This is a genomic window from Nostoc piscinale CENA21, from assembly GCF_001298445.1.
In the GTDB taxonomy this organism is placed as follows: domain Bacteria; phylum Cyanobacteriota; class Cyanobacteriia; order Cyanobacteriales; family Nostocaceae; genus Nostoc_B; species Nostoc_B piscinale_A.
In genome coordinates this window covers 3,748,820-3,770,743 of sequence record NZ_CP012036.1, presented here as the reverse complement: position 1 = coordinate 3,770,743, position 21,924 = coordinate 3,748,820, and the positions used below count along the sequence as shown (strand labels likewise).

The window sequence follows — 21,924 nt, the reverse complement described above, 5'->3', positions numbered from 1 at the left end:
CACTCGCTTGTCAAAAATGAGGGTAAACATAATCCTCAAATAATTGCTCAATCTTAGGATGTTTTTTTGCTGCTTTAGCTACTAATTCTTGGTAATCTTGGCGGACATCAAGATTATAATTTGCTTGACGTTTGCCAATTGTTGGTAGCCAAGCAGTATGTAAGGTCATCGCAAAATGAAGTGGCTGTTGAGGTTGAAGACTGGATAATTTACATACAGGGCCTTTAGATAAATGATTGGCATCAAAAATCCAATATTCATTTTCTTGGCCATGCCATACTGTACAGACAATATAACCATCTGTAGATTTTTCTGCACCACGATATGGCATAAATTGAGGCGAAAGCAAGACATATCCTGGTGGTAGTTCGTAGCTATCAACAATTGCTGGTGATTCTGTTGATGAAGCATGAAGTCTAAACAAATAGGCTGGTACGCCACTACTTGCCATTTCTAGGACTTTTTCGAGAGGAATTAAGCGATTTTTGTAATTTTTATACTGGTCGACAACGAATTTTGTCATTAAGTCTTTCCATAGCCCAAAAGAACACCAATAAATATCATCTAGATGTTTTAAAGGTTGTCCTTGAGAATCTTGGTCAGGATAAGTATAAAGGTCTGTACCCCAGGTATATTTATCATCATGAATAATTTTTTGAAACTGAATAGCTCCAGTTTCGCCATGAATTAAATAACGTCCCATTCGCCCAAGATCAACTTGACCAGGTACCATTCCACATAAATTTTCTGGTTTATATTGAGGATAAGCAGAAACATCATATTGTCTTACCCATTCCGAGACATCCATACCAGAAATATGAGCGGCGTTCAGTGTAATATTTCCTTCGGGATTGTCGTAATCTACTAAGAAATGTGCTGCTTCTAATGGCAAGATAACTTTTTTGACTGTTACAGTTTTAGTATTTGGCTGCAACTGATGCCGTGGCACAATGTAAACTGCCGAGTATGGCAAAGGAGGCTCTTCTAAAATGTTTCTGAGTATGTTTTCTAGGCGTTTATAATGTGGTAAGGGATTATTTAAGACTTGTTCTATCCCCATCGTAAAAGCTGTATCCATGATCACGACATAATCTTTCGTGACCCCAATTTGGTGTATAGTTTGTTCAATTTTTACGGGAGAATTATCAGGTAAAACTAATTGCCATTGTTTCACAGATGTTTCTCCATCCCAACACATAACAGAAACAAAATCTGTGATTTCTATTGGTAACTTTTTGAACAATTTGACGTAATAGCCATAAAGATATCCCAATATTGATAATAAAGATTGAGATACAGCATTTAAAGTACCTTTAAGCAGTTTTGGTCGCCAAAAATTACAGATGTTTTGTAGCCATTGGTCAATTACATGCAGAAAAGCAATTGAGTCTAAAAAGTTAAATAATGATCTGCCATAATTAACTGTAAACATCTCTTTGGTAAAAGGGTCAAAACCAGGATGGGCAGTACTCAAAAATGGTTGAAAAGGAGCATTATATCCTTTTACCTCTGATTGCCACTCTTGATTAGAGCCTACTGGGGTAACAACATCAAGGCTTTCAGTATCAATTTCATAAGGACGGCCTGCGTCGTAGGTAACTAGTAACCTTGCTGGTGCATCTTCGGAAAACTGCATCGGGAGAAAAGCTGTGTTTAGCTGGTTACGAATACCCAAGGGTAAGGAAAATCTCGTCAGGCCATGATTACGAAAACGATATTTTTTGTACTGAGCGACAGAATCAGTTGCTTTGTCAGCGTAATAATCAGGTGGTTTGGCTATACGTGTAGTTAATTTAACTTGATTTTCGGTATCAAAATCTAACCGATAAATCATCCCGTCACCGCATAATAAAGAATCTCCATCAGGATAAGGTAAGCCGCCAGAATTAACGGTTCCTATGGAAGTAACCATAAAAACATGCCCCTGCACATCTGTTGGAAGAGTTCCTTCGAGGACTTGCAAGGGCAGTTGGTTATATTCATATTGATTAGCATTTCTTATTGATGGCGGAACTTGTGGAGAGTATTGGAAATTACTGGTAGACATAGATAATTATTACACCTGATGATTTTAGGAAATAATTGATTCTGGCTGGTGATGCAGGCGATCGCAGAAATATTCGGCATACAACCTACAGCTGGGTGTGGCTTGATTTCCGTAGAGATTAACCAACCCCATACTTTGCAATTTGAACGCTTGCTGTAGATTTAATTCCACTGGTTGAGAGGATTTAATCACCTGTGCAAATGCCCTTACTAGTTCTGGATTTTGTTGGAGATTCCACCACTGTTGTTGCAGATGTTCACGATAAATACCATCCGAACTCAGGGCAGTTGATAATAATTCTTCTACACTGATACGGTGTTGCCATAAATAATAACAAGCCAATCTCACAAGGTAGGGTTGACCACCAACTAAAGCGAAAAGTTTTTCTAATGATTGCTCACAAAAGTTCAAACCATAGCGATCGCCTAAAGCCTTTACTTGTGTTTGGTTGAGGCTTTGCAACTCAACTGGTAAACCCACATTAAAAGGTGACTTATTCACGCTCAAGGGAATATATACTTCTGTAGCGTGGGCTACAATTAGTCGTAATTTTTTCCAAATTTCTCGATTTTTAGCTTCTTCATGCCAAGCACGTAACAACCCAAAAAAATCATCAGCTAAATCTGGATATTGAAATAAGCGATCTATATCATCTAAACCCAGAACAATTGGGCTAATTGTTTTTGCTAAAAGATACTGTTCAAAATAAATTTTCGCGCTAATTTTGCTCCCAAACAGCTCATCCCAATATTCTGTTAGTTGGTTTTGTAACTCCAAACCCAGACTGACACTTGCACAAAACCAACGTAAGAATTTATCTAAATCTTGAAATATTGCTTTATCAGCGAGTTGAAAACTTAAAAATACAGTATGATAACTCTCATTAGTTGCAGACTTAAGTATTCTGGACATCAATGAGGTTTTCCCCATCCGTCTTGGGGCTTTAATTCGGATTAATGCTCCTGGTTGCAAAATAGCTTTATAACAATTAGCTTCAATTGGAGGGCGTTCTACGTAAAATCGAGAATCAAGTGGTACTTGTCCTTCTGGTATTTCTGGTTCTGCTTCAGCTAACGACAAATTAGTGCTGAAGGCTTGACTTTGCTGTGGCAAATCAGGAAAGCAATAATCACTTTGTTCTAAAACTAGATTGAATGCTTGAAAACAGTGCTTTAAGGTTTGCTTGTCTACTCCCACTTCACAAGCAAATATTTTCATAATTGTATCGACTGACAAACCTGTGCGATCGCTCAATACTTCCAGAGTATACCGATGACCATTATTTTCCCGGATCTCTGCTTCAGACTTAGCTGTTTGAAGTTTCTTTAATCCTTGAGGTGTTAAAATTACACCTCGTCTGCGTCGAGCTTTAGTTGCGTACATGTTTATTATCAAGCCTGATCAAGCAAAATCAAAAAGAACTAAAAGTTCTGTTCTGTATTTTCGCAAATTCAGCATGTATTTGTTATGTTTGATTGTTTATTTGTTTCCGTGTTTATAGGAAACGGGGATGTAAAATATATTCTTTTAATCCTGCTTTAGCTTGTTTATCGCAGAGAAATTCGAGTAAGCAAGGTTATAGCAAGTTGCAACGCAAATTCTGAAGTTACAAATATGTCTCCCTCAAATATTCTGTCAAAATTGTGAGTGGGGGTTGTTTCTGCGGCTATGTGCATTAAGATTTCGGATTTCACATGACTGTTTTGATTAACGATCAGATCAGATGCTGAGTAGATGTACTGCTGTGTTTAACTACTTTTTTATTTGAGGATATCAACCCATACTTTTCGGTTAAAATCCCCCCGCCTAAAGCGACCCCTTAATAAGAGGGTAAAATGAGGTTATGAGCTAATAGGGATTGGGGGAATCCTGAAAAGATTAAAATGTTAACCGAAACGTATTGGGATATCAACAGAGTAATCACTTAATACAGCTTAAACGTAGATAATTGAGCATTGTGACTCAACATCTTTACAATGTTTTCACAAATATCTCAGATATCCGTATGTCTCCCAATGACATTTCTTATCCATCAGTTGATACTGGGTAAATAAGATACCAAATTATAGGGTTCCAGGTTAGTCATCTGGGCAGCTATCAGGGGGTAGATGCTTCGTCACAAGCGAATGTTATCTATCCCTTTATGTATTTGATAACAGGTGATATGTTACAGGTTTTATCTCAGCAGACTCAGAAAATTAAATTACAACCAACCACGTAGTTTTTGATGTACCTGCGCCAAGTACCACATATAATCATCAATTTGATATTGATTAGCAGCTTTGACTATATATTCTTGAGCTAAATTCCAATTATTTTCCGATTCATAATACAATCCTAAATAAAGATGGCTATAAAATTTACCCTTAATTCCTTCTAATTCACCAATCTTTAAAACTTCATCAGGCGTACAATCGCCAGCGAATAAATTATAAATAAATCGCAGAACTCTTCTGGGGTCATTTTTAACTTGTAATAGAGAATTACGCGCTGCTTCCTGACCTTGCCAACGAGCTATACACAAATAGCGCCACACAGTTTCTTCAACATCATTAGCATTCACCGTTAAATCAATTTCAAACTGTTGAGCGCCTTCAGCGAATCTTTCTGCATAATAGTAAGATAAGCCTCGTTGCCAGAGATATGGTTTAAGCCGGGGTTCGATGTTTTCGGACGTGTCAAAATCTTGGATCGATTCAGCAATTTTAGCTAATTGAAATTTCACCATACCGCGCCGAATATAGGCTTTGGGATTATTTGGTTGACGGCGAATTAAATCATCCCAATGTTGGAGTTGATTTTCTAAAGAGTTGCTGAAAAACATGGATTAGTTAAAATAACGTGCTTTAATTTGCATCATTTCAGCCGAAGTAATACATCGTCAATCCTTATGGCGCTGAAATTTGAGTCAATAAGTAGCAAATTTTGACATACTAAATTCTGAAGATTTTATTTTCGCTTTTTATGGGCAATGCGATCGCCTTTCCTTGGGAACAAGAAGTCATCATTCACCACAGCCAACGCATCCTCAAGAGTTTTCAGTATTGGACAGGGAATTCTTTGCTGGATGAGAGTGATTCACCCAAGGAAATTGCACAGGCGCTATTTGAAGCACCTTTTGTCTTGGTTTCTCATGGTACAGAAGCAGATCCAATATTTAATTACGGTAATCGTCAGGCTTTAGCACAATGGGAATTGACTTGGGAAGAATTTATCCAAACGCCTTCTCGCAAAACTGCTGAAGAGATAGCACAAGCAGAACGCGATCGCCTATTATCAGAAGCAACTGCTAAAGGCTTTTGCCATTTTTCTGGTATCCGCATTACCAGCACAGGTAAACGTTTTTATATCCAAGATGGCATCCTGTGGAATCTAGTGGATGAGCAACATCATTATTGTGGTCAAGCAGCAGTGTACTCTGAGTGTACATTTATTGCAGATGATAAGTGAAAACATCAAAGGTTTGGAGGAGGATAAAGGGCGTAGATATTCAAAACTCTTACACCCCTTCACCCTCACACCCTTACACCCATTCTTAACAAATAACCCTTGTGTGTCAGTCCTAATTAATATCCCAGCCAAGAGGTAGAAGAAATAACTAGCAATATTCGGTAATTTGGAGCTGGTTTCTCAAAAATTAGGAAAAACGCCCGTGGTTCCCCTTAAAGATAATAATCCTACACAAATTACCCCTTATGTAACTTATGGCTTAATTGCTGCTAATGTTCTGGCATTTATCTATGAAAGTAGTCTTCCACCCCAAGCATTAGATAGCTTTTTCCACTTAGCGGCTGTAGTTCCCCGTGAACTGAGTTTAAGCTTTGCTGGGGTGTCTTTGCATCAACCAGTACCAGAGTGGGCCACTTTAATCACCTCACAATTTTTGCATGGTGGCTTACTGCACTTGGCTGGGAATATGTTGTTTCTGTGGATATTTGGTAACAACGTTGAAGATAAATTAGGCCATGCCAAATATTTATTGTTTTATTTAGCTTGTGGTGTGTTAGCGTCTTTGACTCAGTGGTATTTCTCTCAAGATTCTAACATTCCATCTTTGGGGGCTAGTGGTGCGATCGCAGGAGTTATGGGCGCATATATTCTCCGGTTCCCTAAAGCCGAAATTCTTGGTGTTGTACCTTTAGGTATTTTCTTCCCAACTTTCCGAGTTCCCGCCTATTTCTTTTTAGGATTTTGGTTTCTCCAACAATCTTTCTACGGATTTGCTAGTTTAGAAGCACCTACTAATATTGGGATGGAAAGCGGCGGTATTGCTTACTGGGCGCACGCTGGCGGGTTTATCTTTGGGGCTGTTCTCGGCCCAGTTTTGGGTTTGTTTAGCGACAAATCCCCCGAAGAATCATGGTACAGCTAAAACAAGTTTTGGTCTTTGATTTTAGCACTCCCGGCTCTAGGCAATAGTGAATTAATAGTAATTTGCAATTTAAAGCGATCGCCTCTCTACAAGCTTTTACTGACATTTGCTTAGGCGATCGCTATGGTAAATTGTGGAGGCGATCGTTATAAGTGCAAATCAGCGAGGAAATTATGCAAGAGTCTGTAATTTACCAAGATATTTTGCAAAAGGGATTACAACAAGGAGAAGCAAGAGGAAAAAGACAAGAGGCGCTGGGATTAATCTTGCGTCTGTTAACACGCCGCTTTGGTGCAGTTGAACTACAGACAGAACAACAAATTCAAACTTTATCCATTAATCAGCTGGAAGATTTAGCTGAGGCGTTGTTAGATTTTACTAGTCAAAATGATTTGGTGAATTATTTAGCTAATCTCTCTGTGTCTAGTTAAAAAAATTATGCGATCGCTCGCTACAAATAGTTAACTAAAAAATTAGATCCCCGACTTTTTATAAAAGTCGGGGATTTTTTTGATTGCAAATATTTTTAAATTAGTAGTTGACTAGTATAAAATTATACTTTAACATAAAAGCATGAGAAAGGCGATCGCCTCCGGCAAGAGTCTGCGATCGCCTTTCTTGAAACCCACAACAGGATTCAACTACCATGATTACACAAGTACAAAATTTTACTCAACAGTATTTACCCAGCGAAAGTTTTGAGATTCCCACACTCAAGCAATCTGCTGTATTTCCTACCAGAGAACCAGTTAAACATTTATTGATTGGTTCCCCCAAAGCGGTGACTAGCTCAATTTACCGTTTGCAAGCAGTTGGTTATGCAAGTGTTGGTGACTGGAGTCCATTACTACCCACAGCCAACTCTGGGGAAGTGATGAGTATATTAATTCGTCAAATTTTAATTGCATAACCTAAAACCACAACCCCGGCTGTTGAGTCGGGGTTCCAACTAATTGCGATGTAAGCGAATTTGTGTCCCGTTCATTTCAATCATTCCTGCTTGAGAAAGTTTATAAAAGGCGCGGGAGAGAGTTTCGGGAATTGTACCTAAAAGTGCAGCCAATTGGGCTTTAGGTAAATCGAGTTCTACGACATCAGTTTTACCATTGCGATCGCTTAACTTGATTAAATAATTCAGCAACCGTTATGGGACTTCCTGAAACGATAGCTAAAGTAGTGGAATAAACGAAATTCTATCCGCGTCCATCTGCGGTTAATTTCATTCAAGCTTTAATGCCAAATTCTAGTCGCGTCAGTCCACAACAATTTTAAAGTTCACTTCATAAATCATCTCTTAGACTCTGAGCCTTTTCCATATATTTAACTAGGTGCGATCGCTAATTGCCTATAATTTGGCGAAAACTGCCCGTAATTTTTCGATATTCCGTAAATAAAGTATATTTAGCAACTTAGTATTTCCTTTTAAGTATTAACTAAAAATTGTCTGTAATTATGCTGAATCTTCAACAAGCCTATTTGAATAATTCGGTAAAACTTCTTATAGAAATCCCGTTAAATCTTGATATTATGCCTGAGCGAAACTTCTATTTTCATCGCAGGACATAATGCAAATATATATATTAGGTCAAACTTGATTAATCCAAATATTTTCCCTAAATCTTCTCCGTATAATCACTGCTTTATAGAATCTTTAATTGCAATAATATAGTTATTAAGAAAATCTGAAAATATTGAATCAACACTTGGTATTCAGTGTAAAACTTGCGTGAACTAAAAATAGAAGCAATCAAGAAATATGTTAGATACTGTGAGCAAAGAGTTAGCACTTTTTTGGCAGCAAATAGAACAGCGATCGCAATTTCATGCAGGTTATCCATATAATTTAAGTTGTGATTTTACTTATCTAACAAAATTCTTTAATTTTTTATTAAATAATGCTGGCGACCCTTATGTAGAACCAGATTTTGGTCTGCATTCTCGCAAATTTGAACAAGAAGTTCTATCATTTTTTACTCAACTATATAAAATTCCTGAAAATGAGTCTTGGGGCTATGTAACTGCTGGTGGAACAGAGGGTAATTTATATGGAATGCTATTAGCCAGGGAAATTTATCCCGATGGTATTCTCTATTCATCTCAAGATTCTCATTACTCTATCGCCAAAGCTGCTAGACTGTTTGGGATGCAGCATCAAGTAATTAATTCCCAAATTAATGGGGAGATAAATTATCAACATTTATCCCAAGCAATTCAGCAAAACTCCCAGCGCCCAGTAATTATTAACTTGAATATTGGCACTACCGTTAAAGGCGCAATTGATGACCTAGACAAAGTTTTAGAAATTCTCAAGCAATATCAAGTTAAAGATTACTACATTCATTGTGATGCGGCACTTTCGGGGATGATTTTACCCTTTTTAGAGAATGCACCCCAAATTAACTTTCAAAGACCAATAGATAGTATTGCTATTTCTGGTAAATTTATTGGTTCACCCCTACCTTGTGGTGTAGTCTTAACCAAGAAAAAGTGGGTAGAAAAAGTAGAAACTATGATTGAATATATCGGTTCTAAAGATACTACTATTCTTGGTTCTCGCAATGGTCATACTCCTCTAATTATTTGGTATGCGCTGAAAACCAGAGGTTATGAAGGATTCGCCAAAGAAGCAAAAATATGTATTCAAAATGCCCAATATTTATTCCAGCAACTTCAATTGCGAGAATATCCTTGTATGCTGAATAAATTCTCGAATACTGTTGTGTTTCAAAAGCCAAGCCAAATGTTAATTAAAAAATGGCAATTGGCAACTATGGATAATTTGGCACATCTGATAGTCATGCAAAATATAGACCGCCACAAAATTGATACTTTCGTGAATGAGCTTGTCTTCCAAGAAGGATTATTCCCAGAATCTGAATATTTACACCTACAACCAGTGCTTTCTTAATTAGGGGTTGTTGAAAAACTGATCGTTAAGAATGGGTGTGAGGGTTTTGGACACCTACACCCTTATACCAACAAGGATTAATAATTTATGGAATTAGCAAATAAAGTTGCTTTAGTGACTGGGGGTAGTTCTGGTATTGGTCGAGCCACGGCTAAACTGTTTGCTGCTGAGGGTGCTAAAGTAGCGATCGCTGATATTGATACCACTGGTGGTTTATCTCTGCTGGAAGAAATCAAAAATAATGGTGGAGAAGCCATTTTTCATACTTGCGATGTGAGCGATGAAAATCAGGTACAGAATTGGATTGCAAGTGTTGTGAATCAATGGCAAAGCATAGATATCTTAGTTGCGAATGCCGGAATTTTAGCAATTGGTTCTCTAGAAAAGGCTTGCAACTTTGATTGGGATAAAGTCTTCGGAACTAATGTTAAAGGCTATGCTTTTTGTGCTAAATATGCCATTCCTCATATACGTCAGCGTGGTGGTGGTGCTATTGTCAACGTTGCATCTATAGCGGCTTTGATTGCCTTTCCCAATTTTGCATTGTATAACACTACCAAAGGCGCAGTTGTACAATTAACCCGCAGTTTGGCGCGTGACTTAGCAACGGAAAATATTCGAGTTAATTGTGTTTGTCCAGGTGTAATTAATACATTACAGATACAACAATTTGCTGATTGGCAAGGTGTGACAAAAGAAGAAGCAATTAATCAACTCGCGGCGACAATTCCAGTACAGCGTTTAGGAGAACCCCAAGAAGTAGCTCAAGCTATTTTATTCCTTGCTTCTGACAAAGCCTCATATATTACAGCAACATCCCTGGTGATAGATGGGGGTTATACGGTGCAGTAGTAATATCGTATCTGCTAAAGGACTTATCATAAAGACCGCAGGGGAGCCAGCGCGTTGGGCGGGTTTCCCGACTTGAAGCGACTGGCGTGGCAGGGAGCAGGGGGAAGAAGAGTTTTGTCCTATCACCTGCTTTGATTTTGAAACTCATATCCTCCGGCTTTAATTGTCAATTTACCTGATTTCCATCCTTGATAAATTGGACTTTTAACACCATCAGCACTTTGATAAACAGCAAAATGTTGTCGCCAATTATGCTGCTTGCCATTACGCCAAACTTTCGGTAAATTTACACCTTGATATTGCAGTTTTACCTTGCCAACAACACCTTGATATTCCACTTCTCCTTTATCTATCTGCTGAAGATTTAAGCAAGATTGAGCGATGACAGACTTTTGAAATTTCTCCCAGCTACCGTGGGTTTCTGGTTCGCCAACTTCGAGGGCAAAGCCTGTGAATTTTTTGCCATTACCTGTTGCTGTCAAAATTTGGTCATCAGGATATCGCTTTTGAATTTTTTGAGTTGCTGTTGCATTAATTCCTTCCACAGCTAAATTAATTGGTGTTAATGCCAGCCATGTTTTTTCGTATTTAATAAAAGTTATGCCCTTGCTAGTTTCTACCAAGGCAGATTTAGGTAAAAAGAATTGAAATGGTGCTTTGGGTTGATGATTGAGCCAGATTACCAAATTACGATATTGAGCAATGTTTTCATTGCCAATGGAAGCAGTAGAAATTTTTGTGGGGTCTGTTCCTGTGGAAGCGATAAAATAATCTACCCCCCGCCCAGAATTAAACGCCATCATTTTAAAGCCGTTCCAGTCGCCGCCAGAACCTTGGGCTAATGTCCCTAATTGAAATGTCTGACCAAAATAAAGAGTTTCATAAAACTGTGGTGCAGCATCATTTCCCGGTTTCCAGTTTTCGTAAGTAGGTTTGGAATTAAGTAGTTCCACTGGTTTGGGAAATTGCTTTTTTGCTAAGGCCACAATTGCTGGTGGGGGACGGTAAGTGCTGGTAATCAGGTGTACTTCGTCTGGGGATGGGTTGGGATCTGAGATGGGAGAATCACCAAAATATAGTCCTAATTCATGAGTTGCTAAGGCACACCAAACGCAGTTACCGCCGCCATAGTCGCGCTTTGAAGGGCCACCAAAACCACCCCGCCAATATTTCAGTGCGCCGGATGCAAAAAACCAATCAAGTGCAGACTTAGCCAGAGATTTGGCTTCGGGATCTTGAGCGAAATCATAGAGGTTGATATAGCCAGTAATGGTATGTCCCAGGTAGTTTTCTGAGTCCCATTCGCCTTGACCAATTTGGTAGAGAGTGCGGATATCGCGCCGAAGACGTTCTTTATAAATTTTGCGTGTGGCTTCGTTACCTGTTTCTTGGGCAAATAAATAAACTGCTACATTCCGCATTCCTTTTAAATTATCGGTGTTGCGGCAGTCTACCCAAGTATTGCAGTTATCAGATGATTTCAACCAAAATTTGCGCGGCGTGCTGAACTTGCGTGTCAATGGGTCTTGTTCGGTCAAAATTGCCATTGCTTTTTTCATACGCTGACGATAACTTGGGTCAAGATATTTCCCAAAGTAGAAGTATTTACGGACTTGACCTTTGAGAGTAAAGCTAGAGTAAAAATCAATACCCAGGGTATGTTGATGAAGCTGCGGATCAGCGTCTTCAGATTGTAAAAAAGCGATCGCCTTTTCTCGATTACCTGCTAAAAAGTCCATCATCGCCTTTGGATAAGACCTTTTTTCATTCTCAAAGGCAGTCGAACCGTATTTCTGACCAGCAAATTTAGCAATCGTTTGTTGAGAACGTTCTTTAAACTCAGCTTCCATCTGCGGTGTCCATTGCGACTCAGATTTAGGCTGGGTAGCGCCCAGACATAGCAAGCAGATGATAAAGGCTAAACCTGGGTGTAACTTGTTCGGTGAAAGACTGATCATAAAGACTGCAAAAGGGCAGGGTGCAGGGCTGGGGTATAGGAGGAAAAAGAGTTTTATCTTTCTGCACAGATGTACCGAATCATAACTGATTAACCGAATAAGTAGGTGGACACAATTATTTAGAGCTTGCCGAAAAAACGAAAAACCAGATAAATCAACGCCATTTAATTTGTCGCTGTGCAATTCTCATAACAAGGTACTTCTTGATACAACAAATCATTTCAATTAATTAAGATTTGCAAAACTCATTCAAAACTATCTAAAAATTTAGTCATTAGTGTTGACAAAATAACTAGTTACAAGGTTTGTATAGTCAAGCGATCGCCTGTGATTTTGCTCAATCTAGAGGTATAACTTTAAGTTTTGTTAAATTAATAACCTTTAATACGCATCTTCCGAAACATGCAGTATAAATTAGCAGGGCGAGATGTAAGTTAGATACAAAAGTTAAATCATTATTTAAAACTTATAGCTTTCAGAAGTATGTTTGCTGTGTCTAATTTGCTTTATCTGCCGCTTGTCTGAAATTAAGATATATGTAGGAGACCCAAAAAAATGCAAAGTATTGTTAAAAGAACTATTATACTTTCTACTACAGCAGCGATCGCAGTTACATTTACAGGTTGCGGCGAAAGCAAAGTTGCTCAATGCAATAAAATTATCAAAGTTGCCAATCAAGCAGTAACCTTAAGTCAAGAATTTAGCAAAAATCCGCAACGAGAAAAAGGTTCTAAAGCATTAACAGAAGTTGCAGGTAAAATTGATAATTTTGCTAATGAAATGAAAGCATTAGAAATTAAAGATGAAAAATTACAAGGCTTTCAGGGGCGATTTATCAAGCTATATCAGGATACCAGCAAAGGTTTACGTGATACTGCTACTGCTGTAGATAAAAAAAATCTCAAAGCCGCAAATGCTTCACTAGCATCTTTAAAAAAGAGTGGTAGTGAAGAAGGTGCAATAGTGAATGAGATTAATAGCTACTGCTCTGGTAAGTAATATTTATTTCGTTCCATCAATAAATTTAGGAACCAGTTGTGTGGGCAATTTCTACGACTTGAACAAACTTGGGTGGGCTGGTGATTATTATTCTTCTTTCTTTTGCCTTTTAACTTTTTACTTTTGACTTACTTGTTCAGTCATTTGCCCTTGCACATCTTGATTTAATAAGTTCCTAAAAGGGGAAGTACCTTTTTCTTTAAAATCTCAATTAAGGCTGGTTCCATATATTCAAATTCATCTGGTATATCTAAACAGATGATTTTTTTATTTTTAAGAAAAGGTTGGAAGTTTTTGGTCAACTTGCGTTTATGAGACTGTTCCATCACAAAAATAATATCAGCCCATTCAATTGCTTCTGTGGAAACTGAAACTTCTGCGTAATGATCTAATCCTGCTGAGTCAGTTTCTAGTCCTTCATATTCTGCAAATACTACCTCAGCCGTAGGACTCCGCAATCTATTTTGGCTACAGATAAATAATAGCTTTTTCATCAATTAATACTATCATATAGCAATCTTATTTGATTTCTCAAGTACTGGTTGAGGCAGGGAATAGGGCGTAGATTTGTTTGTAATTCATTTATAACTGCTAGATTTGGCTGATTTAAGAAAAAATATTAGTTCAGTAAATCTGAAGTAGTAGTCTGTCTAGACTAAAATGTTGCAATATTGAGAAATAGATTTAACTCCTAAGCAAAATCAAGAAACATTGCGTTTCCTTGATCCGTAGCATCTTGATAATATTTTACCAGGGGATAATATGTGTAATCAAATAAATGATTGTAACTAACTTCTTGTAAACCTCTAAATTTCAATCTTTGTCTAATTTTATCTATAGAAAAATCTGATAAAGCATTGGCTATTTTTTTAACTTCATCAACATTAAAATAATACAATGGATAGTCACAATCATCATATTCAATTCCATTAATGGGGCTTACAGCCCTAATTACTGGAAGATTATCTGCTTGGTTTTTACTGACAACTAATTTAGATAAATCAAATTCTTGATCATAAAAGTCATATCCTGTAAGTAAAAAAATTGATAGATTGCCAAGTTTTATCTAAATCTAAATATGTATTTTTACCTTCATTAATAATTAAAGGAATATCATCCTTGATTTTTCTAAATTCTTCCGGTTTGTCTTTTACTAATTTATCTAATCTATCTTGTATATAATTAGTTGCCTCATTAAACCATTCAACATCATCAATATCATTTGGATCTATTCTAAATTCTTTCCAAAATGGTGAATCTTTTAAGTATTTTGCATCCAAGAATATACCTGCTAATTCAGGATGTTGTTTTGTCTTTTCCAATATATAGGAAGATACTTGTTTGAGTTCTAATGTAGTTCCCATTAGTGTGTATGACTGGGATTTTATATGTTTTAATTTTCTAATTCATAAAAAATTGTTTATTAGTAAATCTAAATTGATTTAACTTAGATATAACAAAATAGCATTTCCTTTCTCAGCAGCATCTTGATCATAGTCTGTAATTCCCTGCTTGATAGCTATTACGTCTTATAATAATTCATTTTCTAGCCAGACAATAGATTTATATATAATATCAGGATTCAAGCAAACCGCTTGATGAAATCTTTTTTGAAAACCAGCTTCTGTAATCTTGGGTAAAGCTTCTGCGACTTGTTTGACTTCATCATTCGTTAAGATTAATTGTTTTTCTGGCTAACGATCACTAGACTTTTAAGACAATCGCTACGGAACTGAATGAAGCAGAATATTTGATGAATATGAGCCTCTACAAACAAAACCTGCTCTAATGGTTGATAGACAGAAATACCCTCCCAGTGATAGGGTTGTCAGCTGCTCAAGCTAAACACTGTAATTCTCTAGGTAGTTTTGCATGGTACTGGATATATCTTCTTTGCCGTTGGCATTTCAATTTACTTCTCCAGGCCCGATTTTGGTGAAAATTGGGCCATTAACTATCCGTTGGTATGGCTTGTTAATTGCTACGGCGGTGTTAATTGGTGTCAGCCTTTCTCAGTACTTGGCAAAGCGCCGTAATTTGAATCCAGAGTTGCTGAGTGATTTATCAATTTGGCTGGTACTAGGGGCAATTCCCGCCGCACGACTATATTATGTTTTGTTTGAATGGGCGGAATATGCCAAGCATCCCGAAAAAATCATCGCTATTTGGGAAGGTGGTATTGCTATTCACGGTGCAATTATCGGTGGGACGATAGCAGCTTTAATTTTTGCCAAACTCAAGCGGGTTTCTTTTTGGCAACTAGCAGACTTGGTTGCACCTTCCCTAGTTTTAGGACAAGCAATTGGAAGATGGGGTAATTTCTTTAATTCTGAAGCTTTTGGCCGTCCTACTAATCTACCTTGGAAACTTTACATTCCATGCAGATTTGATCCAGCAAAAAACCTCTGCCTTGGTCGTCCTTTAGAATATCAAAGTTTTGAATACTTCCATCCCACTTTTTTGTATGAATCACTGTGGGATTTAATGGTTTTTGCCTTGCTGTTAAATTTATTTTTCCGCAGTGTCTCTGGCAAGCTAAAGCTAAAAGTAGGCACTTTAATTATGGTTTACTTAACAGCCTACAGTACTGGTCGCTTTTGGATTGAAGGCTTACGCACAGATAGTTTAATGCTAGGGCCGCTGAGAATTGCCCAAATAGTGAGTTTAACAGGCATTATCGCAGGTTTAGCAGGTTTAGCTTGGCTATATTTTCGGAAGCGCCCGTTACCGGATGTAGTTGCTTCGAGTGATTAGGAGAAGGCTGAAGGGGAAAAGAGAGATAGGGGAGACAAGGTAGACAGGGGAGACAAGGGGGATGAGGGGATGAATTTCAATTTAAAACTCTTTATCCTCTCTGCGACTCTGCGTGAGAAAATTCATCCCGTGTTTATAGCAAAGTGCTGAGTAGGAACTCAGTATTTTCAAATAACTTAATGACCAAAAATAAAAAATGCCCCAGATTTGACTCTAGGGCTTAACCAGGGTGCATCTACCATTCCATTCTTCTATAGTCAGAGGGTTAATCCGGAAGGATACTGAGAAAATGCCAAGAAATTTTTGAAAAAAGATTTTTATTACGGGTAAATACGGAAAAATAATTTAAGTTTTTTGTATGGAAACTCAACTAAATTTAATAAAACCAGCAGTTTATATTGTGGGGGCGAGGGCCGGGAGACCCTGATTTATTAACGGTTAAAGCGCAAAAACTCCTTTCTAGGGCAGATGTAATTTTATTTGCTGATGCTTTAGTCCCGGAACAAATATTAAATTTGTGCCGCCCAGATGCGGAAATTATTCCGACTGCGGATAAGACTTTAGAAGAAATTGTATCGCTGATGGTGGAACTGGTGCGATCGCAGCAAAAATCTCTTGTCCGCCTCCACTCTGGCGACCCCAGTCTTTACAGTGCTATTCACGAACAAATGCAAATGCTGGCTGAGGCGGATATCCCCTTTGAAGTCGTCCCAGGAATTAGCGCCTTTCAAGCCGCCGCCGCTAAACTCAAGGTAGAGTTAACAGTCCCCGGTTTAGTTCAAACTATCATCCTGACACGCATCAGTGGACGTACCGAAGTCCCCACCACAGAAGAGTTAGCCAGCCTCGCTGCCCATCAAGCTAGTTTATGCCTATATTTAAGTGCGCGTCACGTCGAAAATGCCCAAGCCAAATTACTCGAACATTACCCCAGCGATACACCTGTGGCTATTTGCTTTCGGCTAGGTTGGCCTGATGAAAAAATTCGCGTGGTTCCCCTTAACCAAATGGCGGAATGCACCAAAACAGAAAATCTGATTCGTACCACACTCTATGTAATTAGTCCGGCACTGAAAGCAACAGACGGGCGATCGCACTTGTACAATCCTGAATATCATCATTTATTTCGTGCGTGATAAAAACTGTTTTAGGTATCTGATTTTTTTTGTTTGTCTAGTTTCTCTTGTATCGCTTCACGGCAGAACTCAGGAGGGTCATCTTGTTGCTGTACCGCTTCCTTCATTGCTTTTGTCATACGTATATTCATTTTTTCTGTCAATGGTTCTTCTCTGTCTGTAGTAAATTTCTTTAAATTATCTGGATTACCTTTAGGGTTGGGCATTGTGGAGAAATATAAACAAGGCTTGATTGACGTGGAAGCGAGTGAAAAAATGATTTATCGGTGATGTTCATGTCTGGAAAACTGGTACATCACCGATACCAATTCAACGAAATGGCAATATCTATTTTATGTTCACAAGGTCAGAATTAGGACTGTTGACGGTTCCACAATTAAAGGTTTTGTGTCAAAGGTACGGGTTAAAACCAACTGGGAATCCAGGTTATAAAGACCCTTACTTAACTGCCCTGTTAGCATTCCCAGCTTTAGCGTTAAACCAACTAAAAGAAGGGCGAGGGTTAAAGCGTCCGAGTTTTGCTAGTTTCGAGAATATCGGCATTGCTTTAGATGAGATGAGTGAGTTGACAGTTGAACAGAAAGCACTCATCAAAATCACAATGGAGGGTAGAAAGATGGAGTACCCACAGAGATATGACCAGGAAAAATTACTCAACCTGTGGAAAATCAGGAATCATCTGTCAGAGGTGATTGACTTGCTAGGGCTGCAATAAACAAGCAGCTTAATTCTTTCTCAGGCACTCCTGAAAATGGAGTGCTTTTCTGAGCCAGTAAGCCATACAAGGTGGTTCAAAGTAAGTCTTTCAGGTGATAAGCTATAAAACCTGAAACTCCTACAAAACGGAGAGGGAGGGATTCGAACCCTCGTTGAAGTTGCCCCCAAACAGCATTTCCAGTGCTGCGCCTTCAACCACTCGGCCACCTCTCCAGGTGTCACAATTTTTCATTGTAATATAAACTTATAGAAAATGCAAATATCTAGCAAGACATTTTAGAGTAGAGAAAAGCCAAATTCAAAATCAAGATGTCCCGTACATACAAAATTAAAATCCGCGATCGCGCCACTGGTAAAGAATACACTCTTCAAGTCCCAGATGACCGCTACATCCTACACTCTGTCGAACAACAAGGCGTGGAATTGCCTTTTTCTTGCCGTAATGGGGCTTGTACAGCTTGCGCTGTCAGGGTTTTGTCGGGAGAAATTCACCAACCAGAAGCGGTTGGCTTGTCGTTAGAGTTACGCCGACAAGGTTACGCCTTGCTGTGTGTGAGTTACGCCCGTTCCGACTTGGAGGTTGAAACACAAGACGAGGATGAAGTCTATGAACTCCAATTTGGGCGTTACTTTGCTAAAGGTAGAGTGAAAGCGGGTTTACCGTTGGACGAAGATTAATATTGGGACAAGGTGGACAAGGGGATAAGGAAAGACAAGGTGGACAAGGGGGACAAGGTAGCAATTTTTCTACCCTCTCTCCCTAGTCTCTCCCCTATCTCCCCAACTCCCTCGGCTTACCAAAGGGTGCAAAGGAGTCAAAATGCGAATCTCTACTATGATTTCAGAGCGTTTTGGATTTTGGAGGCGAAAAATAGCGATATTAGCTTGCTTATTACTATTGGTAAGTTGTCAAGCCAAAAATCAGACCGCAGACAATCAAATATTGGTGAAAGTCGCGCGTGTAGTGAGTGGGCAGAGTTTAGAAGTGCTGGGTATGGGTGAACAACCTAATTTTGCTTCGCCAGTGCGCTTAATTGGCCTTGATGCACCAGATTTGCGACAAAATCCTTGGGGTGATGAAGCGAGACAAAGCTTAGAAAAGTTAATCGGTGGTGTAGAACAATCCATCAAGCTAGAGTTTGATATTGAAAATAAAGATAAACTGGGGCGGACATTGGCTTATGTCTGGAAAGACAACCAGTTATTAAATGAACAAATAGTCAAACAAGGATATGGGCTATTTGTGGGGCGATCGCCTAATCACAAATACGACCAACGTCTAGAACGCGCCCAACAATGGGCAAGAATTATGGGAAAAGGAATTTGGAACCCAAAAAATCCTATGCGCCAAACTCCGGCTGAGTTTCGCTTTTTGAACAGATGAAATAACAGATATTTTGGGAAAAGAAAATTGTTGAGTCGTGAGTGCTGAGTGTGGGACTATTGACTCTTGACTATTGACAATTAACTCACCCATGACTCAACTACAAATTTTTCTCGATATTGCTACTGAGGCGGCTTTAGCAGCAGGTGCAGTTTTACAAGGTTATTTAGGGAAATTAGAAGATGCTGTAACTGAAAAAGGTCGCCCCGGTGATTTGGTAACTGCGGCGGATAAAGCCTCAGAAGCAGTGGTGTTAGAAGTTCTCCACCGTCATTTGCCGCAGCATTCTATTTTGGCAGAAGAATCAGGTAAGATAGGCAATCAAGATAATGAATTTTTATGGGCGATCGATCCCTTAGATGGCACGACAAACTATGCCCACCAATATCCATTTTTTGCCGTTTCTATTGGGTTATTAATTAATGGTAAGCCGCAGGTAGGCGTAATTTATGACCCACTACATAATGAATTATTTCAGGCGGCAGCTGGTTTAGGTGCAACTCGTAACCGTCGCCCCATCAAAGTTTCTCAAACCAATGAATTACGTAAAAGCTTATTAGTAACTGGCTTTGCTTACGATCGCCGCGAAACTTCAGATAATAATTATGCCGAATTTTGTCACTTGACTCATCTTACCCAAGGAGTTAGACGTAGCGGTTCAGCATCCATTGATTTGGCTTATGTCGCCTGTGGTCGTGTCGATGGCTATTGGGAACGCGGACTGTCACCTTGGGATATAGTCGCTGGCATCATTTTATTACAAGAAGCAGGCGGTAAAGTCACAGCTTATGATGGTAGTCCTTTACAAATTAACTCAGGACGCATTCTCGCCACTAACGGTTACATTCATGAAATTCTCAGCCATGAATTAACACAAGTTCCACTCCTATCTTCTTGGAAATAGTTAGCGAAAATATATCAATATATTTGACTGCGAGAGGGGCTTTTTAATGCCAAGCAGAATTGGAATATTCCATGTGTAGGGAAAATTATCCCCAATATCAGCTAAGGCCAGTAAAGGGTTAAGAGTGCGGATTTTCCCTTACACCCGACACCCCTAAACCCATACACCACTCAATAATTTAATGTGTCACTGTCTTTGCTGATTGGTTAAACAATAAATTACGGGATTTTTCCACATCTAAAGCTTGATTTTTGAAAGCTTCGGCTTTTTCGTAGGCGCGAATTGTGGCGGGACGAGCTTTAATAGTTTCAAACCAGCGTTGGATATTGGGAAAATCTTCTAGTTTTTGACTTTGCCGTTCATAAGGCACAATCCAAGGATAAGCAGCGATATCTGCAATAGAATAATCGCCAGCAATGAATTCTTTATCTGCTAGTTGCTTATTCAGCACAGCATATAAGCGTCCCGTTTCGTTGACATAGCGGTTAATTGCATATTCAATTTTTTCAGGAGCATAGCTGCTAAAGTGGTGATTTTGTCCAGCCATTGGCCCCAAACCTGCCATTTGCCAGAACAACCATTGCAGCACTTCTACCCGCTTTCTGAGATCAGCAGGAATTAATTTCCCGGTTTTTTCTGCTAAATACAGCAAAATTGCCCCAGATTCAAAAACTGAAACTGGCGCACCACCATCGGCTGGTTCATGGTCAACGATCGCCGGGATACGATTGTTAGGAGAAATCTTGAGAAAATCTGGTTGAAACTGCTCCCCAGCACCAATATTAATAGGCACAATTTTATAAGGGATTTCCGCTTCTTCTAGAAATATCGTGATTTTATGACCGTTGGGCGTTGTCCAATAGTAAAGCTCAATCATAAATTTGATTCCCCATTTAAGTGCTGAGTAGAAACCCTTTTTAGGTTTGGGTGTAGGGGTGTAGGGGTTTAGGGGTGTATTGATTTGTCTACATGATTATTGAGTCTTGATTCTTTCCCACACACCCTTGCACCCTTAATTTTTACCCTTGATATGGATTACCGACTCTATCTACAAACACGTTGTAAGAAAATGGTAAGCGGCCTGGATTTAACCGAGGTTCTGCGGCATAACCTACAGGAACGATAACAGCGATCGCTAAATTTGGATCATCTGCTGCACCAATTACTTCTTTCACTTTGTCTTCAATCCAGCCATTCATAAAGCAAGTTGATAACCCCAAGCTTTCAGCCGCTAATACTAAATGGGTAGAAGCAATAATCGCATCTTTGATGGCATATTCCCGGCGCTTTTCTCCTAAACCAGCTTGGAATTGCGGAATAGAATTTCTAAAATAGTTGACTGTGCCTTCATTCCAAGCACCTGTTTGTAATCCTTGTTCTAATATCGGAGTCAAATCTTGTTCGCCAGCACTAGAATCAGCCGCAAACACAAAAGTTACAGGTGCTTCAATAACTTGCTTTTGATTCCAAGATGCAGCAGCTAAAGCTTGCTTTTGCGTTTCATCTTGCACCAAAATAATTCGCCAGTCTTGAATGTTAAAGCTGCTAGGTGCGGCTACTGTTAACTCTACCAGTTGCTTTAATAGTTCTGGTGCAATGGGGTCTGTTTTAAAAGTTTTGATAGAACGACGCTGAAGAATAGCGGTAGGTACATCAAGAGCTTTTGTTTGAGTGGTCGGATTCATGAGATTTTCCCCTGAAAGATAGGTTACAGGCATTATATATTTGGCTACCTGTTGACTGGCAGATTTAACTATTGGTAAATATTTGCCTATTGGGCGTAAATATCTATCGACAGAAGAAAGCAGCAGTAAATTGATGTCAGTCTAAATACTTAGTACATTGGTGAATAATCAAACTGAGATAACAACAGACTTGTCACCTATTACCTGT

At 38.9% G+C, this 21,924-nt stretch carries 23 protein-coding genes, 1 tRNA gene and 1 pseudogene; 13 read left to right on the top strand and 12 right to left on the bottom strand.

Going from position 1 to position 21,924, the window contains the following annotated elements:
- Positions 1-10: 10 nt before the first annotated feature.
- From ACX27_RS16370 to ACX27_RS16360, 3 genes are all read right to left on the bottom strand, one after another.
- Positions 11-2,047 (bottom strand): carotenoid oxygenase family protein, encoded by a 2,037-nt coding sequence (locus ACX27_RS16370; RefSeq protein WP_062294402.1) that lies wholly within the window; start codon positions 2,045-2,047, stop codon positions 11-13.
- 24 nt (positions 2,048-2,071) lie between these two features.
- Positions 2,072-3,430, bottom strand: coding sequence for an AAA-like domain-containing protein (locus tag ACX27_RS16365; RefSeq protein ID WP_062294400.1), 1,359 nt, complete (start codon positions 3,428-3,430; stop codon positions 2,072-2,074).
- Between the two features lie 820 nt (positions 3,431-4,250).
- Positions 4,251-4,871: a tetratricopeptide repeat protein gene (locus ACX27_RS16360; RefSeq protein ID WP_062294398.1), complete on the bottom strand. Its 621-nt coding sequence runs from the start codon at positions 4,869-4,871 to the stop codon at positions 4,251-4,253.
- Positions 4,872-5,011: 140 nt separating this feature from the next.
- On the opposite strand from ACX27_RS16360, the gene ACX27_RS16355 reads away from it, so the two are divergent.
- The 4 genes from ACX27_RS16355 (at position 5,012) to ACX27_RS16340 (ending at position 7,329) form a co-directional block, all read left to right on the top strand.
- Positions 5,012-5,497, top strand: coding sequence for an MEKHLA domain-containing protein (locus tag ACX27_RS16355; protein ID WP_062294396.1), 486 nt, complete (start codon positions 5,012-5,014; stop codon positions 5,495-5,497).
- Between the two features lie 202 nt (positions 5,498-5,699).
- On the top strand, positions 5,700-6,419 hold the full coding sequence (locus ACX27_RS16350) for a rhomboid family intramembrane serine protease (RefSeq protein WP_062298379.1): 720 nt from the start codon (positions 5,700-5,702) through the stop codon (positions 6,417-6,419).
- Positions 6,420-6,592: 173 nt separating this feature from the next.
- Entirely contained in the window at positions 6,593-6,850 is a 258-nt protein-coding gene (locus ACX27_RS16345) for a DUF4351 domain-containing protein (RefSeq protein WP_083468911.1), read from the top strand.
- Positions 6,851-7,065: 215 nt separating this feature from the next.
- A complete protein-coding gene (locus ACX27_RS16340; protein WP_062294391.1) occupies positions 7,066-7,329 on the top strand; it encodes a hypothetical protein in 264 nt (87 codons plus the stop codon).
- Between the two features lie 39 nt (positions 7,330-7,368).
- Here ACX27_RS16340 and ACX27_RS16335 read toward each other — a convergent pair whose 3' ends face one another.
- Positions 7,369-7,560, bottom strand: a complete 192-nt coding sequence (locus ACX27_RS16335; protein WP_062294389.1) for a helix-turn-helix domain-containing protein — start codon at positions 7,558-7,560, stop codon at positions 7,369-7,371.
- A 615-nt stretch (positions 7,561-8,175) separates the two neighbouring features.
- Between ACX27_RS16335 and ACX27_RS16330 the strand changes: the two genes are divergently transcribed.
- Both ACX27_RS16330 and ACX27_RS16325 read left to right on the top strand, forming a co-directional pair.
- Positions 8,176-9,327 carry a histidine decarboxylase gene (locus ACX27_RS16330; protein ID WP_062294387.1) on the top strand — a complete coding sequence of 384 codons (1,152 nt, stop codon included), beginning with the start codon at positions 8,176-8,178 and terminating at the stop codon, positions 9,325-9,327.
- An 87-nt stretch (positions 9,328-9,414) separates the two neighbouring features.
- Positions 9,415-10,179, top strand: a complete 765-nt coding sequence (locus ACX27_RS16325) for an SDR family NAD(P)-dependent oxidoreductase (protein WP_062294386.1) — start codon at positions 9,415-9,417, stop codon at positions 10,177-10,179.
- A 122-nt stretch (positions 10,180-10,301) separates the two neighbouring features.
- Here ACX27_RS16325 and ACX27_RS16320 read toward each other — a convergent pair whose 3' ends face one another.
- Complete coding sequence (locus tag ACX27_RS16320; RefSeq protein WP_062298377.1) at positions 10,302-12,029, bottom strand: hypothetical protein; 1,728 nt, start codon at positions 12,027-12,029, stop codon at positions 10,302-10,304.
- Between the two features lie 663 nt (positions 12,030-12,692).
- Here ACX27_RS16320 and ACX27_RS16315 point away from each other — a divergent pair.
- A complete protein-coding gene (locus ACX27_RS16315; protein ID WP_062294384.1) occupies positions 12,693-13,136 on the top strand; it encodes a hypothetical protein in 444 nt (147 codons plus the stop codon).
- Between the two features lie 164 nt (positions 13,137-13,300).
- Here ACX27_RS16315 and ACX27_RS16310 read toward each other — a convergent pair whose 3' ends face one another.
- The 3 genes from ACX27_RS16310 to ACX27_RS16300 all read right to left on the bottom strand — a co-directional run bounded on the left by ACX27_RS16310 (position 13,301) and on the right by ACX27_RS16300 (position 14,500).
- Positions 13,301-13,630, bottom strand: coding sequence for a low molecular weight protein tyrosine phosphatase family protein (locus ACX27_RS16310; protein ID WP_062294382.1), 330 nt, complete (start codon positions 13,628-13,630; stop codon positions 13,301-13,303).
- A 197-nt stretch (positions 13,631-13,827) separates the two neighbouring features.
- The gene (locus ACX27_RS35770) at positions 13,828-14,181 is read right to left on the bottom strand and encodes a DUF1877 family protein (protein ID WP_418006839.1); all 354 of its coding nucleotides are present in this window, start codon (positions 14,179-14,181) and stop codon (positions 13,828-13,830) included.
- Positions 14,159-14,500 carry a hypothetical protein gene (locus ACX27_RS16300; RefSeq protein ID WP_062294377.1) on the bottom strand — a complete coding sequence of 114 codons (342 nt, stop codon included), beginning with the start codon at positions 14,498-14,500 and terminating at the stop codon, positions 14,159-14,161. Before ACX27_RS16300 ends, ACX27_RS35770 begins: the two co-directional genes overlap by 23 nt.
- Before the next feature lie 508 nt (positions 14,501-15,008).
- Between ACX27_RS16300 and lgt the strand changes: the two genes are divergently transcribed.
- Both lgt and cobM read left to right on the top strand, forming a co-directional pair.
- On the top strand, positions 15,009-15,890 hold the full coding sequence (gene lgt, locus ACX27_RS16295) for a prolipoprotein diacylglyceryl transferase (protein WP_062294375.1): 882 nt from the start codon (positions 15,009-15,011) through the stop codon (positions 15,888-15,890).
- A gap of 358 nt (positions 15,891-16,248) precedes the next feature.
- Positions 16,249-17,026 (top strand): annotated as a pseudogene (gene cobM, locus ACX27_RS16290) (precorrin-4 C(11)-methyltransferase).
- An 11-nt stretch (positions 17,027-17,037) separates the two neighbouring features.
- Here cobM and ACX27_RS16285 read toward each other — a convergent pair.
- Positions 17,038-17,232 (bottom strand): hypothetical protein, encoded by a 195-nt coding sequence (locus ACX27_RS16285; protein ID WP_062294373.1) that lies wholly within the window; start codon positions 17,230-17,232, stop codon positions 17,038-17,040.
- Positions 17,233-17,360: 128 nt separating this feature from the next.
- Between ACX27_RS16285 and ACX27_RS16280 the strand changes: the two genes are divergently transcribed.
- The gene (locus ACX27_RS16280) at positions 17,361-17,741 is read left to right on the top strand and encodes a hypothetical protein (protein ID WP_062294371.1); all 381 of its coding nucleotides are present in this window, start codon (positions 17,361-17,363) and stop codon (positions 17,739-17,741) included.
- Positions 17,742-17,869: 128 nt separating this feature from the next.
- Here ACX27_RS16280 and ACX27_RS16275 read toward each other — a convergent pair.
- A tRNA-Ser gene (locus tag ACX27_RS16275) sits at positions 17,870-17,956 on the bottom strand.
- Between the two features lie 96 nt (positions 17,957-18,052).
- On the opposite strand from ACX27_RS16275, the gene ACX27_RS16270 reads away from it, so the two are divergent.
- From ACX27_RS16270 to ACX27_RS16260, 3 genes are all read left to right on the top strand, one after another.
- Positions 18,053-18,421: a 2Fe-2S iron-sulfur cluster-binding protein gene (locus ACX27_RS16270; RefSeq protein ID WP_062294369.1), complete on the top strand. Its 369-nt coding sequence runs from the start codon at positions 18,053-18,055 to the stop codon at positions 18,419-18,421.
- A gap of 142 nt (positions 18,422-18,563) precedes the next feature.
- Positions 18,564-19,127, top strand: coding sequence for a thermonuclease family protein (locus ACX27_RS16265; RefSeq protein WP_062294367.1), 564 nt, complete (start codon positions 18,564-18,566; stop codon positions 19,125-19,127).
- A gap of 91 nt (positions 19,128-19,218) precedes the next feature.
- Positions 19,219-20,031, top strand: a complete 813-nt coding sequence (locus tag ACX27_RS16260; protein ID WP_062294365.1) for an inositol monophosphatase family protein — start codon at positions 19,219-19,221, stop codon at positions 20,029-20,031.
- A gap of 178 nt (positions 20,032-20,209) precedes the next feature.
- On the opposite strand, the gene ACX27_RS16255 is transcribed toward ACX27_RS16260, so the two are convergent.
- Complete coding sequence (locus ACX27_RS16255) at positions 20,210-20,908, bottom strand: glutathione binding-like protein (RefSeq protein ID WP_062294364.1); 699 nt, start codon at positions 20,906-20,908, stop codon at positions 20,210-20,212.
- A gap of 142 nt (positions 20,909-21,050) precedes the next feature.
- Positions 21,051-21,716 carry a nitroreductase family protein gene (locus ACX27_RS16250; RefSeq protein ID WP_062294362.1) on the bottom strand — a complete coding sequence of 222 codons (666 nt, stop codon included), beginning with the start codon at positions 21,714-21,716 and terminating at the stop codon, positions 21,051-21,053.
- Between the last annotated feature and the right edge of the window lie 208 nt (positions 21,717-21,924).

Excerpts from the sequence above, each read along its gene's own strand:
- ACX27_RS16300 (WP_062294377.1), bottom strand. The coding sequence starts at position 14,500 with ATGGGAACTACATTAGAACTCAAACAAGTATCTTCCTATATATTGGAA.
- ACX27_RS16315 (WP_062294384.1), top strand. The coding sequence starts at position 12,693 with ATGCAAAGTATTGTTAAAAGAACTATTATACTTTCTACTACAGCAGCG.
- ACX27_RS16260 (WP_062294365.1), top strand. The coding sequence starts at position 19,219 with ATGACTCAACTACAAATTTTTCTCGATATTGCTACTGAGGCGGCTTTA.
- ACX27_RS16250 (WP_062294362.1), bottom strand. The coding sequence starts at position 21,716 with ATGAATCCGACCACTCAAACAAAAGCTCTTGATGTACCTACCGCTATT.
- ACX27_RS16330 (WP_062294387.1), top strand. The coding sequence starts at position 8,176 with ATGTTAGATACTGTGAGCAAAGAGTTAGCACTTTTTTGGCAGCAAATA.
- ACX27_RS16345 (WP_083468911.1), top strand. The coding sequence starts at position 6,593 with ATGCAAGAGTCTGTAATTTACCAAGATATTTTGCAAAAGGGATTACAA.
- ACX27_RS16365 (WP_062294400.1), bottom strand. The coding sequence starts at position 3,430 with ATGTACGCAACTAAAGCTCGACGCAGACGAGGTGTAATTTTAACACCT.
- ACX27_RS16360 (WP_062294398.1), bottom strand. The coding sequence starts at position 4,871 with ATGTTTTTCAGCAACTCTTTAGAAAATCAACTCCAACATTGGGATGAT.
- ACX27_RS16355 (WP_062294396.1), top strand. The coding sequence starts at position 5,012 with ATGGGCAATGCGATCGCCTTTCCTTGGGAACAAGAAGTCATCATTCAC.
- ACX27_RS16280 (WP_062294371.1), top strand. The coding sequence starts at position 17,361 with ATGTTCACAAGGTCAGAATTAGGACTGTTGACGGTTCCACAATTAAAG.
- ACX27_RS16285 (WP_062294373.1), bottom strand. The coding sequence starts at position 17,232 with ATGCCCAACCCTAAAGGTAATCCAGATAATTTAAAGAAATTTACTACA.
- ACX27_RS16370 (WP_062294402.1), bottom strand. The coding sequence starts at position 2,047 with ATGTCTACCAGTAATTTCCAATACTCTCCACAAGTTCCGCCATCAATA.
- ACX27_RS16325 (WP_062294386.1), top strand. The coding sequence starts at position 9,415 with ATGGAATTAGCAAATAAAGTTGCTTTAGTGACTGGGGGTAGTTCTGGT.
- ACX27_RS16310 (WP_062294382.1), bottom strand. The coding sequence starts at position 13,630 with ATGAAAAAGCTATTATTTATCTGTAGCCAAAATAGATTGCGGAGTCCT.
- ACX27_RS16270 (WP_062294369.1), top strand. The coding sequence starts at position 18,053 with ATGTCCCGTACATACAAAATTAAAATCCGCGATCGCGCCACTGGTAAA.
- ACX27_RS16255 (WP_062294364.1), bottom strand. The coding sequence starts at position 20,908 with ATGATTGAGCTTTACTATTGGACAACGCCCAACGGTCATAAAATCACG.
- lgt (WP_062294375.1), top strand. The coding sequence starts at position 15,009 with ATGGTACTGGATATATCTTCTTTGCCGTTGGCATTTCAATTTACTTCT.
- ACX27_RS16320 (WP_062298377.1), bottom strand. The coding sequence starts at position 12,029 with ATGGAAGCTGAGTTTAAAGAACGTTCTCAACAAACGATTGCTAAATTT.
- ACX27_RS16340 (WP_062294391.1), top strand. The coding sequence starts at position 7,066 with ATGATTACACAAGTACAAAATTTTACTCAACAGTATTTACCCAGCGAA.
- ACX27_RS16265 (WP_062294367.1), top strand. The coding sequence starts at position 18,564 with ATGCGAATCTCTACTATGATTTCAGAGCGTTTTGGATTTTGGAGGCGA.